The following is a 13,292-nucleotide window of genomic DNA, read 5'->3' as shown; positions in this document are numbered from 1 at the left end:
TAAAACACAAGTGGAAATGATATTTTTTCAATATAGATAAAATGATTCTCAGGAAGCACTCCCCTTAAAAAACTCATTACAGGAGAGGATGACTTTTTGAAAACGCTTTTTTTACTACAACTGATTTCCACATTCTACATGGTTGGATTGATCTGGTTTGTTCAAATCGTTCACTATCCCATGTACGATCTAGTAGGTAGATCAAGTTTCGCAAAGTACCAACAAGCCCACCAATTGCGTACAACGCTGGTAGTAGGCCCCATGATGCTGATCGAAGCTGCGACAACAGTGGCGATCGTATATTGGCCCCCTGCCGGAATGGGCCCGTACTACACCTGGGGTGGTGTCGCATTACTGTTCGTTGTCTGGTTCTCTACCGCTCTATTACAGGTCCCACGACATCATGCATTATCTTCCGGTTTTGATCCTGTACATCACCGAGCCCTGGTTGTGACTAATTGGATTAGAACTTTTGCCTGGAGTGGCAGGGCTCTTATTTTGATGTCCTATTTATTTCAAATCCTACCAGATTAGTTTTCACTCAATGAATTTCCATTACACGATGGAATGTAATCATCATACGTCACTTCTTATTCCTTAGCACGAAATTGATAAGTCGACAATAGATTTGATATAAGCGGCTCGATGATCTTACTGATTCTGCATTGATTGAATCACGATAGGAAAATACAAAAAGGGCGGTTGATTCGAGATCAACCGCCCTCTCGCAGTTTCAATTTTCAATTACTGAAAGCGCTTCTGGCTTCTCTTTGACTAGTTGCTGACACAAGTCTTGGGAGCCGGTGCAGTGCATGTCTTTGGCGCGGGGCAGCAGACAGGCACTTTACGGCAGACTTGTCTTGGCACACATCGTGTTTTCGTGACACAAACAGTTCGTGGCACACATTTGGTTCGCGTTACATATCTCGTGCAGCACACTTGCTGACAAGTTGTGTAAGGAACTTTTCGGGTACAGGTCTTTTGCTCATAGCTACAGGTGGTATAAGGAACCTTTCTGGTTCGGCATTCTGAAACCATAGTGCAAGTTGTATAAGGAACCTGTTTAGTAACACATTCTTCCTTCCAGCAGCAAGTCGTGTAAGGAACTTTCCGAGTGCGGCATTCGCGTACCATCTTGCAGGTTGTGTAAGGAACTCTCTTGGTTCGTGTTTCACACTCATAACGAACACATGTGTAAGGCACCTTTTTGGTAATCGTGCAAGGAACTCGCTCACATACTGTGTAAGGAACCCGCTCGTGCTTTACTTCGCGCTGGTAAGTTGTGCAGCAAACCTTTCTGGTCACCGTCTTGGGACACCAGATACGTCGGCAAATTGTTGTTCCAGGACACTGAACTTTCACTGTTTTGCAGCAACCGGGCTTGTAGATCGGGCAGCATGAGCTGCAATCATATTCCCAGGTCCCTGGTTCACAGATACATTTTTCAACGACTGGTCCGGGGCAGTGTTCTGTGGTTGTTTTCCATTCACCACAGCAAACTTCAACGTTATGCCAGGTATGAACAGGCTTGCAAACAGTACGACAGACATCCCGGTAACAGGTTTTGTATTTTGTTTTGTAAATCGTGCAGCAGACATCCCGATAGTGAGTTTCGCAAATTGGACGTCTTACTGTGTAACAAACGTCGCGATAGCAAGTGTTATAAACAGGCTTACATACCGAGTAGCATACATCGCGGTAGCAAGTATTATAAACGGGCCGTCTGCGTTTGCAGGTTACTGTGCGATAACAGGTCTTGTAAACGGGACGACAGACTTTGTAGCAAACGTCTCGATAGCAAGTTTTGTAGACAGGCTTGCAAACCGTATAGCATTCATCACGGTAGCAGGTCTTGTAAACATTCTTGGTGTATTGAACAGGAACTTTTTCGCAGATCGTATCATACACTGTTTTTTGACAGGTGTAGTTCTGCTTTTCCCAGACAGTATCAATGACTGTCTTGTAACAGGTATTTGAACATTGTTTGGCAGCGCTATAATCACCACAGGATGCACATGCTTCTGTGGGACAACAGTTATAACTACCTGCTCCCAGGTAGCCTGCCTGGGCATTCTCTCCAAAGCAGGCCATTATCATTGCGGCCGCCAGAAGGGGAATCCAGGTTGTATTTTTCATTGGTCTATTCCTCTACTTATTCATTTCAGCAAACAAAATTGAAAACTGGATACAGTTAAAATCTACTTCGTCACTAAACTTGTCATCTCTTAACCGATACACCTATTCCACTTTGTCTTACTACTCATTCTTTTCTCAGTGGTCACCACAAACCGTTCGATCACTACAATCGATACACTGTTGAGTTCTCCTTCGATATAAAACCGCGCATTCGACTGATTCAGTACTCGAAACTCGGTTACTGGAAATGTGACGTAACTCCTGTGATAGCAATCTTCAAAACTGATCTAAGAGAAACCTTGTTATACCTCGATGAAACATTGACAGCCTGCTATCCTCAAAGGGATGAATTCACTCTGAAATCTTTTCCATAGTAAAGTGAGATACTTACATGAAGTTTGCGATTTGCCAGGAATTGTTTGTTGATTGGGACTGGGAAAAACAATGTAATCTGATTGCCGAAATCGGCTACAAAGGAATTGAATTAGCGCCATTCGCTTTTGCAGACCGCCCCTCAGATATTTCTGCAGAACAACGAGCTGCAATCCGCAAAACTGCTGAAGACCGTGATTTGGAAATCATTGGTCTGCATTGGCTTCTGGCAAAAACAGAAGGGTTACACTTGACCACTAACAATACGGAGATCAAAAAAAACACAGCAGACTATCTCATCGAGCTGGGGAATCTTTGTGCCGATCTTGGTGGTGACTTAATGGTGTTTGGTTCTCCTTTTCAACGCGATATTGAAGAAGGCATGTCAGCCGAGCAAGCATACGAAAATGCCGCAGAAGTTTTCCAAAACAGCCTACCTGCAATTGCAGAGCGCGGTGTGCGTATTTGCATGGAACCACTCACAACCAAAGAAACCAATTTTATAAATACCTGTGCAGATGCCATGAAGCTGATTGATATGGTTCAAGCCGATAATTTTGTTTTACATCAAGATGTGAAAGCTATGTTGGGTGCAGAAACAGAATCCATTCCTGAATTAATTCAGAAGTATGATACAAAAGTAGGGCACTTTCATGTGAATGATTCTAACCTCCTGGGACCAGGAATGGGCGAGACAGATTATCATCCCATCTTTAAAGCGCTGAAGGAAAGTCGCTATCGAGGATGGATCTCTGTTGAAGTTTTTGATTATGAACCAGGCGCAGAATTGATCGCGCGCGATAGTTTTCGTTACATGAAAGATGTCTGGGAAAGCGTCTGAAACGCTCAAAAAAAGCGATCAAGCAAAAAAATTTCAGAAAACAGCAAAAAAAATTTGACGTACTTTTTATGCTTTTTTGAAAACGCTTCTGCTGTTTTTTTCAAACAACTTTTTATAAACAAACTGATTTTAAAAACATCAAAGAGGTTGTTTTCACGCTATTATAGTAGTGTTAAATCAACCTCTCTTTTTATAACTTATACGTTGCGTTTAATGAAATCATTACTTAAACGCTACGATTTTAAGTGGAATCACAAAGTACGCGTGTCTTTACAACAAGCCAAAAATAGTCATTTCACAAAATAAATGACTTGCAGAATTTTAGGAAATATTTACGATGATCCACATTAAATGGATGTAAGTCCTTATTGTGTAATGAGTGTCAATTTAGAAATCGTTTGATCTCATGATACTTCATTCTCAACAAGGGCAAACATCGGGGTTTGTCAAGGTTGACAAACTCAATTCTTATTCGTTGTGGCAGACCTTTGCCGACTTATAGCCCGGAGCCAGCGGCAAGGCAGCCCTCGTTTAACTCTCAAAGGAGGATTTGCGGTGGCAAAGAAAAAGGCAAAGAAAAAAGCAGCACCAAAGAAAAAGGCTGCTCCAAAGAAGAAAAAAGCAGTAAAGAAGAAAAAAGCAGTGAAGAAGAAAGCTGCTAAGAAGAAAGCTGCTCCAAAGAAGAAAAAAGCTGCTAAGAAAAAAGCCGCTCCAAAGAAAAAGGCTAAGAAAAAAGCAGTGAAGAAGAAAAAAGCCGCTCCAAAGAAGAAAAAAGCTGCTAAAAGGAAACGATAATCGTCCTTTTTAGTATTTGGAGACAACAAGCCATAACGAGTAAGAAGCGATCGAAATTTCGGTCGCTTCTTCTATTTCTACTGCTCGCGTATTTCAAAATCTTTAACTTGAGCCACTTTACTGAGTAAGAATCAGAAAAGAACCCTACTCCTCTTATAGTGGCATCTGGACTTGCTTTAACGCTACAATTGCCCAGGCACCGCTTATCAATTTTCAGCAGACTGAAAGAATCATCCGCATTGAATCAAAGCAGTAAAGTATTGACTTTGAAACCAAAACGTAAGCTTTGGCGCACCCGATTTAAAATGGCGCGTAGCACGTTTTCCTTTGCAACACGCATCCCATATCAAGAAGTCTGTCAGCCGGAAGTTTCTGAAGAAGAATTACAACATTGGGGAGAATACATTCTCTTATCCGATTCCGTTTGTGTGTTACATCGAGATGGAACAATCACAAGACGCGCGCATAATCTGACAAAACTTCATGCAAATGAATCGTTAGCACAATGGGATGAAGTCTACCGTTTTTATGATCGCCAAACCTCACTTTATAAAATTCAAACAGCCAAAGTCCATCTCCCCGATGGGAGTTCTAAGAAAGCCAAAAAAGTCGTTCAACCATATGGACAAACTTATTTAAACTTTTATCCACTTCGACCAGGTGTGACGGTTGAATTCGAAGAGCAACAAGATTTTTTTACTCCAGACCGAATTGCGGCCTGTATGTGGGGGCAAGAGTTTTTGCGCTTTGCAATTCCTTGTCGTAGACTGCGTTTTACTGTCGCCATCGCCGAGCCGTTTTCGTTTGAGTTTAAATTGCATCTCACAGAACAAGCGCCTGAGAAATGGAAACAGGGAAAATATCATGTCTACCAGTGGGACATGCGTGATGTCCCCGGTTATGAAACAGATGATGGTACTCCTCATCCAAGGGATGTCTTACCATGGGTCGATTTTACAACACTGTCTTCCTGGGAGCCGGTCACAAAATTTTACATGCAGGATCTGGATCCACCTCAAAAAACACCTTCCCAAATTCAGAAATTGTCCGAAGAACTCACGCAGGAAGATCAGAGTGAAGAAGAGAAACTCTATTCGATATATAAGTACTCTTCTGAAGACGTCAGGTATGGACGACACCCTAATGAACTGAACCTGGAAAAGACGCGTGAAGTGGGTTCCATGCTGGAGGACATGCGAGGCGACTGTAAAGATAAATCATCTCTGATGGTTTCCATGCTGAGACATCTGGAAATCAAATGTAACATCGCAATCCTTCTTACACGTATGAACGGCTCAGTCTCTTTTTTACCGGGAGCACGATTTGACCACGCCATCGTTTGTGTTGACTTGGAAAATGGAAAGCGTCTTTGGTTAGACCCTGCTGGTGGACCTGTTACATTTAAAGATCTGCCAACAAACGATCAAGGTACTCAGGCGCTACTCCTGAACTCCAATGGCGGCGAACTGACCACGATTCCTGATCGTGGTTCTCAAAGTCATCAAATCAATCGCGTCTGTCATGGTGTTTTGTCAGAAGATTGCAGTTATCAGTTCACAGCTGAAGTAACAACGACCGGCGATACCGCCATGGAACTTCGTTTGAAATATGTGAACCGAAATGTAGAATCTACGGCACTCACCCTGGAAAAAGAACTAGCGGCTCATCTGACAGGAGCCAGAATTGAATCACCTCGATTTATCAGCCTCAAAGATATTTCTAAAAAAGTAAGCTATACCTACCGGACTACACTGGAGAAATGGTCCCGACAGATTGAAGATATCATTCTTTTTCGCATCCCCTGGATAGGATCAATGCATACCGTTGGTCTGGTAAATGTCCAAAAAAGAACTTCAGCGTTACAAACTCCCAACCCTGTTCGGTTCACCGATGATCACAAAATTGAAATCCCTCCAGGATATCAAGGTTATGGATTGCCTTACTCACATGAACTGGAATGTAAGTGGGGGCGTTATCAGGCATCCGTATTTGTCGAAGGTTCATGTCTCATTTGCAAACGCGAAGTGGACCATCGAGGGGGTATTGTGTTTGAAGATCAATATCAGGAATTTAAAGAGTACTGGGAAGCCTGTACCCGTGCAGATGCTCTGGATGTCGTTTTAATGAAAAAAGTTGCCTAATACACATGTACACATTTCGGTTTATTTAATTAGTATGGCTCTCTGATAATTACTAAATGAACTTACAAACAGGAATTGGTGTCGGTAGTGTAGAAAAAGCCTATTCTCTCATAAACAAACTGTTAAAATGAGAGATAGGAGTTGGGACAACAATCAGTCCTCACATGACTGTTTATACTATATTACATTAAGGTTGAATCTCCTTGGCAGATCCTAAACGCGAAGAGCTGCAAGTCAAAGAAAAAAAGGCCATTCTGGCCGCCGTCATTTCTCCTTCAAGCCATATTAATAAAGAGCAAGCTTTAGATGAATTACGAGGTTTAGTCGAAACTGCTGGCGTCAAAGTCGTTGGCACGCTCGTCCAGAGTCGTGAGCATCCTCACCCTGCTACATGTTTGGGTAAAGGAAAGCTGGCGGAACTCAAGCAGATGGTAAAGCACGTTGATGCTGAACTCATTGTTTTTGATAATAATCTCTCCCCTTCTCAAGGAAGGAACATCGAAGAAGAGACAGGAACAGTGATCGTTGATCGTAGCGAATTGATTCTTGATATCTTCGCGACTCATGCGAAAACATACGAAGCGAAACTACAAGTAGAGTTAGCGCAGCTACTTTATTTTCGACCTCGCTTGAAACGCTTGTGGACTCACTTGGAACGAATTGAAGGGGGTGTGGGTGCAGGCCGTGGACCTGGTGAAAAGCAACTCGAAACAGACCGACGATTATTGGATAAACGCGTCTCAGAATTGAAACGCAAACTCTCCGAGGTAGAACGTCGTAGAGAGCGGACCGTCTCGCATCGTTTTGAACATCTCACTGTTTCGCTTGTAGGATACACGAACGCAGGCAAAAGCACACTAATGAATGCGCTCACCGGCGCTGATGTTTATATCGCTGACAAATTATTTGCGACGCTTGATACGCGCACGAGACGCTGGGAACTTCCAAACTGGGGAGAAATTTTGCTCAGCGACACCGTCGGATTCGTAAGAGACCTTCCGCATCATCTGGTTGCTTCTTTCAGATCTACACTGGAAGAAGCGCGGCAAGCAGACTTGTTACTGCACGTCGTTGACTCCAGCAACCCTGAAGTAGAACACCATATAAAAACCGTCTATCAAGTCCTGGATGAAATCGGCATTGATCACCAGGATGCAATCCTGGTCTTTAACAAAACGGACAAGATCGAAGACAGATCCAAACTTGATGTTTTACGTCTAAAATATGATAACGCCATCAGTGTCAGTGCTGTTTCCGGAGAAGGTTTGGACCGTCTTACCCAAACTGTCATTGACCGTTTGGCATCCGGCTATGCTATTGTAGAAATTGATACACCGGTAGGAAATGGGAAGTTACTTTCTCAACTGGAAGATCATTCACTGATCTTATCTCGCGAATATTCTAGTGATGATTCTCGAGTCACATTACAAGCCCGCATTGCGCGACGATTTTTACCACTGTTAAAATTAAATGAAGAAACAGAGTTAAAAATTCAGGGAGAAGAAGAGACTTTTGTTGCAGACAGAGTCCCTGAAGAAACTGTCAATAAGCTCTGATTCTATTCTCTCTCAATAACGCTCTCGTTCACCCTAAAACCCGATCTATAATTAATACAGAGATGATTCTCTAACTACTAATCAAATAGACTTCTCAAGATAGACTGATAAAGCAGTAGTGTGATGAAGAAACGATGGATTTACGGTTTGATCGTACTATTAAGTATTACATCAATCGGTTTAGCCATCGACTGGTGGACTGCCCTCCCTGAAGGCGAACAGGCGACTTATGTTGGCAGGCAAACCTGCTTCCAATGCCACCAGAAAGAAGCCGAACTTTGGAAAGGTTCCGACCACGACCTTGCCATGAATCCGGCAACTCCCGAATTTGTACTGGGCGATTTCAACGATACCAAACTCGAACACTTCGGTATTACATCTACGATGACACGGGAGAATGATAAATTCTATGTAACCACCCAGGGCCCCGATGGGAAGACAGCTCGATTCGAAGCGAAATACGTCATCGGCGTGAGACCATTACAACAGTACCTCGCGGAACTGGACCGAGGTAAAATTCAGGTATTACCGGTCACCTGGGATACAAAACAGAAGCGTTGGTATTACGCCAGTCCCGATGAACCATTTGGCCCTGGCGATCCCTTGCATTGGACTGGCTCGGCCCAAAATTGGAATCATATGTGCGCAGAGTGCCACACTACGAACTGGTCTAAAAACTATGACATTGCGACCGACACACATCACTTTTCATTCTCCGAAATGCGAGTCAGTTGTGAGGCCTGCCACGGCCCAGGATCGATTCATGTCAAACTCGCCGAATCAAAATCACTGTTCTGGGATCGTCGTTATGGTTATGGTTTGGCGAAACTCAAGGGCAAAGATGCCACAGCACAATTAGAAAGTTGTGCTCCCTGTCACTCTCATCGACGGCACGTGGCGCCCGGTCATACACCCCTTGATCGCTTTCATGATCATTACGCACTCTCATTGCTGGAAGATCATCTCTATCATCCCGATGGTCAGATCGACGAAGAAGTCTACGTCTTCGGATCGTTTACACAGAGTAAAATGTATCGCAAAGGTGTTCGCTGCACCGACTGTCATGATCCTCACTCGACACGTCTCAAATTTCAAGGCAATAAACTTTGTACCCAGTGTCATCTGGAAGCGAAATATGATGTTCCCGGTCACCATCATCACAAAGTCGGTAGTACAGGTGCTTCATGTGTTGAATGCCATATGCCTTCCAAAACCTATATGGTGGTTGACCCCAGGCGCGACCATAGCCTGCGTATTCCCCGTCCCGATCTGACAGTCAAATTGGGTACTCCAAATGCCTGCAACCAATGTCACACAAAGCCCGATGAAACTCCGGAATGGGCGGCGAAAAGCATCGAGAAATGGTATGGTCCCAAGCGACGTGATGATCCACATTACGGCGAAATTCTAGCAGCAGGCCGAACAGGAAGTCCTGATGCGGAGCGTGCCCTCATCAAACTGACACGGAATAAGGAAGTTGGCCCTGTAGTTCGCGCGACCGCTGTTTCGATATTAGCAACTCGGTATCAAACCCAGGAAAGCCGAGCTGTGGTTGAGAAGGCATTGAAATCGAAAGAAGAGATTGTTCGGCTGGCTGCCTTGCGTGGTTTTGATGGATGGACTCCGCGTTCCGAAAAAGAAGCAAATGAGATCGGCAAATTACTGGCCAAGGGTCTAACCGATTCCTCGCGAGGGGTACGCACCGAGGTCGCACGCATTCTGTCTTCACTCCCCATTCTACCGGATACAAAAGAAAACAAGCAGGCGCTGAAAGACGCTTTGGAAGAATATAAGACAGGGTTACTTACTGACGGAGATCAATCAGGCTCTCACATGAGTCTGGGGATTCTCTATGCCAACCAGGGTGATATGAAACAAGCCGAACAGGAATTTCGTACGGCCATTAAACTCTCACCGGCGGTAGCAGGCCCGCGATCGAATCTGGCTCAACTTCTCGAACAGTTAGGAAAAACCCATGAGGTTAAAAAGTTGAGGACTGAAGAAGCAGAGCTATTAGCCCGAGATGCAAAGTTGCTACCCGAGAATGCGCTGCTGCAATACCGACTCGGTTTACTCTATTATCTTTTAGGGCGAGAAGACGAGGCAGTGAACGCGCTGACTAAAGCCTGCCATCTCGAACCGCAGTCCGCCGATTTTCGATTGATGTTGACCCTGCTTTATGAGAAACAGGAAAAGTGGAAGTTGGCGTTAGAGTCGGTCGACGCTCTCATTCGCCTGCAGCCGGAGAACCCCACGTTCCGGCAGATTCTTTTGAACCTGCAACAAAAAGCAAACCCGAAAGACAAGTGATAGCCTTTCGGGTTGCTGGTGTATTAATCTAAAACCATAATTTCTCAGTCAGGCACTCTTTCGTAGTACTCCGGTAATCCGTTCAAACGTCTCAGTGGAATCGAAAGGAATCATGATTTGTCCCGAATGATCTGTCTTGAGTTTGATCTCCACTTTCGCTCCCAGGATTTCCCGTAATTGTTGCTGCAGATCCACCAGATGATTGGTCATTTCAGGAGCTGCCTTAGACTTCTTCGCATTCTCGAAGGGAACCGTATCAGCCTCTCCTTTGATGATTTTACGAACTTCAGCTTCAGTCTTTCGTACCGACAGTGATTCTGCCTGAATCTGCTCGCAGACAGCAACCTGTCGTTCTTCTTCCAAACTCAGAAGTGCCCGCGCGTGACCGGCTGAGATCTTCTCGTTCTGTAAAGCCTGTTTGACGGGGTCTGCCAGTTCAAGTAGACGAATCATATTATTGACTGTGGAACGATCCAGACTTAATCTTTGTGAGAGCTGCTCAATCGTACTGTTGAACTGACTCAGGTAATTTTTGAAAGCCTGTGCTTTTTCTAGGACATTCAGGTCCTTACGTTTGAGGTTCTCTTCAATCGCCACTTCACAAACCTGTCGCTCTTCCAGGTTCAACACACGGCAGGGAACTGTTTTCAACCCTGCATCGCGGGCTGCCTTCAATCGCCGCTCACCGGCAATCAGTTGGTAGGCTCCATCAAAGGGACGTACCAGTAACGGTTGCAGAATGCCATGCTGACGGATACTGCCTTCCAGTTCCTTTAGCGACTCAGAGGCAAAGTCTTGGCGGGGCTGGTAGGGGTTCCGCTCAATGAGCTCAATGTCGATCTCATCCTGCTCAGTAGGAACAGAAGCTTCAGATCCGTCTGCCCCCATTTGATCTGGCTGATTTTCTGATTCCGAATCAGAGCCACCCCGCCCCAATAAGGCATTCAATCCACGACCTAATCTGCGTCGAGGAGCACCTGGAGCTTCAGATTGCTCAGAGGGGTTATCAGCTTCTGTTTGATTTTGTTCGTCCATAACGTTCTCTTCTTACAATTAAACTGCCTGACAAAATAAGGGCACCACACGAGGCGCGGGATTCTATTTCGAATTTCAGTTTGAGGCAAGAGGGCTTTTCGAAAGTATTCCACGAATGTTAGCTTGAATGGCCGTTTCACGTGGAACACCCAGTTTGCCAAAGTTATTTCGTCCGGTATAACATTATGGGTTCGATCTCAGTCTCATTATTCAGATGTGCCTGATTTAGTCTTACCAACAGACTCGGCGAATAATCATACGACTTGACTAACTCAAAGTGATCACGCAATTGTTGGAACTTCTTTTGGAAGTCAGCATCTGCAGCGGCATGTGGACCTGTGAGTAAATAGACCGGCATCGAATTTGGAAGCGAATTCAGAAATTCAAAATCTGCCACGGGTCCGGTTAATGAGTGTCCTTGTGCCTTCAGATGAAAGAATAATCCGGGCTCAGCGTAAATGTAAAGGATCGAATCAGAAACGCCAGCACCGGTCTCTGCGCGTATGTCTGTGAGTACATTCTGGGAAACCTCAGCGAGCCCATTACGAGGCTGCCAGGCAACTACTGACCAAGGCATTATACAGAGTGTGATGATCAAGATCATACCCACACTGATTGCCGGAATGAAAGAGGACCGTTTTTTCTCTTTATCAGATAAGAACGAGAACAGTGAACTTGTACCACGCTGCTCGATCCAACCAGCAAGTGCAGCTGATCCCAACCAGGCTGAGATCGTCCAGGGAATCGTCAAGCGAGGATAGGGATAGTAAAGAGGAGTCGCCAGAAACAATCCACAAAACCAGGCTGCCAATAACCAGGCTGCTAAAGATCGCTTCAAAGATTCTGAATCTAGCTTGTCGGTTTCGCTCTGCTTTTGCACTATATGTTGACTGGCAAAAAATAACTGCATGAGGATGCCCAGGAATCCCATAACCGCAAGTGTCGGGCTCACTCCGAAAATGTAAACTGCAATGAGAGGTAGCGCCGCCGATACTCCGACTACAATTGCATTCCACGTGGAACGATCAGTTTCTGATCTTGTATGGAAGACTAGTTGTTGTTGCACCTTTAGCATGTGTAACAGAAGGCAGAGTACGAGACAAACCAGACCAATTCCAATATAACCTGGTGTCCCCTCCAGTAGTTTGTGGTTATCCACCTGACGAGAAAACGAATCAAGCCAACCAGAAAACCCAACTACATAGCGACTGTGATTGGCGGCGACAACAGAGTAGCCACCCCACTTCTGAAGCCCCATCAGCACCGGTAACCAAACAAGGAAAGCAATACACGCAATCACACCCCACCGTAAAAAATAGCTTGTTTTCGAATTGAGTTGCCGGCGGTAGATGAAGAGCCATGGAAGCATTCCGGAAAGCCCTACTGCCAAAGGAAGCCAGCCGTTATATTTGGTAGCCCACCCTGCTCCGATTGTGAGACCTGCCAGAACAGGCCACTTCCAGTCTCGACTGAGATAGCTCTTCCAGATCAGGTATACGCTTAGTAATAAATAAAAGCCTAGTAAAACATCAGTCAAAGCGGCTCGACTGTAGAGAAGATGGAGATCACTTAAACTGGCCAGTGTCAAAGCCACCAATCCCGCCGCAGGACCAAACCAGTTTCGTGCGACCCACCATGCCAAAGGGACAGTCAAGATCCCCGATAACAGCGAAGGGAGAAATGTACCCCAGGAACCACTGCCGAGGAAGACCATCGACCACTCGATCAGGAAGGGTAATAGTGGAGGTGCGTAGAAGTACCTTCCTGGATATTCAGCGCCTTGCTCCGGAGTAAACCATAAGTTGGAGGCATAGACACCTTCGTCAAAATGTTCGATAGCAGTCTCAGAGAGAAACAGACAGCGGAAGGAGCCCCCTAACAAAAAGAGTATCACAACTGTGATGAATTCCAGACGGGTAATCGGTGTCGATTCTAGTTCTTTGATTTCGATCTGAGGCACATCCCGCTTTCATCAAATGAGACAAAAAATAAGAACAATAGAAGTTCATCAATTCTACAGGAACCGAACCTCTATGCCTATGACTTCTTGCGATTCGTTCACTATCATAAATACTTCATTCTGGAACAGCATTTCATCAGAGAATA

At 44.9% G+C, this 13,292-nt stretch carries 9 protein-coding genes; 6 read left to right on the top strand and 3 right to left on the bottom strand.

Annotation, left to right across the window (positions count from 1 at the left end; genetic code table 11):
* Positions 1-96 precede the first annotated feature (96 nt).
* Positions 97-534, top strand: a complete 438-nt coding sequence (locus V202x_RS03200; RefSeq protein WP_197993195.1) for a hypothetical protein — start codon at positions 97-99, stop codon at positions 532-534.
* A gap of 240 nt (positions 535-774) precedes the next feature.
* On the opposite strand, the gene V202x_RS03195 is transcribed toward V202x_RS03200, so the two are convergent.
* Positions 775-2,136, bottom strand: coding sequence for a hypothetical protein (locus tag V202x_RS03195; RefSeq protein ID WP_145171138.1), 1,362 nt, complete (start codon positions 2,134-2,136; stop codon positions 775-777).
* Positions 2,137-2,527: 391 nt separating this feature from the next.
* Here V202x_RS03195 and V202x_RS03190 point away from each other — a divergent pair, with 391 nt between their 5' ends.
* The 5 genes from V202x_RS03190 (at position 2,528) to V202x_RS03170 (ending at position 10,151) form a co-directional block, all read left to right on the top strand.
* Positions 2,528-3,349 (top strand): sugar phosphate isomerase/epimerase family protein, encoded by an 822-nt coding sequence (locus tag V202x_RS03190; protein ID WP_145171136.1) that lies wholly within the window; start codon positions 2,528-2,530, stop codon positions 3,347-3,349.
* Positions 3,350-3,904: 555 nt separating this feature from the next.
* Positions 3,905-4,144, top strand: a complete 240-nt coding sequence (locus tag V202x_RS03185; RefSeq protein ID WP_197993194.1) for a hypothetical protein — start codon at positions 3,905-3,907, stop codon at positions 4,142-4,144.
* 239 nt (positions 4,145-4,383) lie between these two features.
* The gene (locus tag V202x_RS03180) at positions 4,384-6,285 is read left to right on the top strand and encodes a DUF3857 domain-containing protein (RefSeq protein WP_145171134.1); all 1,902 of its coding nucleotides are present in this window, start codon (positions 4,384-4,386) and stop codon (positions 6,283-6,285) included.
* 203 nt (positions 6,286-6,488) lie between these two features.
* Entirely contained in the window at positions 6,489-7,841 is a 1,353-nt protein-coding gene (gene hflX, locus V202x_RS03175) for a GTPase HflX (RefSeq protein WP_145171132.1), read from the top strand.
* Between the two features lie 123 nt (positions 7,842-7,964).
* A complete protein-coding gene (locus V202x_RS03170) occupies positions 7,965-10,151 on the top strand; it encodes a tetratricopeptide repeat protein (protein WP_145171130.1) in 2,187 nt (728 codons plus the stop codon).
* 48 nt (positions 10,152-10,199) lie between these two features.
* Here V202x_RS03170 and V202x_RS03165 read toward each other — a convergent pair whose 3' ends face one another.
* Positions 10,200-11,186, bottom strand: coding sequence for a ParB/RepB/Spo0J family partition protein (locus tag V202x_RS03165; RefSeq protein ID WP_145171127.1), 987 nt, complete (start codon positions 11,184-11,186; stop codon positions 10,200-10,202).
* A 163-nt stretch (positions 11,187-11,349) separates the two neighbouring features.
* Positions 11,350-13,146 carry an ArnT family glycosyltransferase gene (locus V202x_RS03160; RefSeq protein WP_145171125.1) on the bottom strand — a complete coding sequence of 599 codons (1,797 nt, stop codon included), beginning with the start codon at positions 13,144-13,146 and terminating at the stop codon, positions 11,350-11,352.
* Between the last annotated feature and the right edge of the window lie 146 nt (positions 13,147-13,292).

It is taken from the genome of Gimesia aquarii (assembly GCF_007748175.1).
Lineage (GTDB): Bacteria > Planctomycetota > Planctomycetia > Planctomycetales > Planctomycetaceae > Gimesia > Gimesia aquarii_A.
This window is presented reverse-complemented; position numbering and strand designations above follow the sequence as displayed.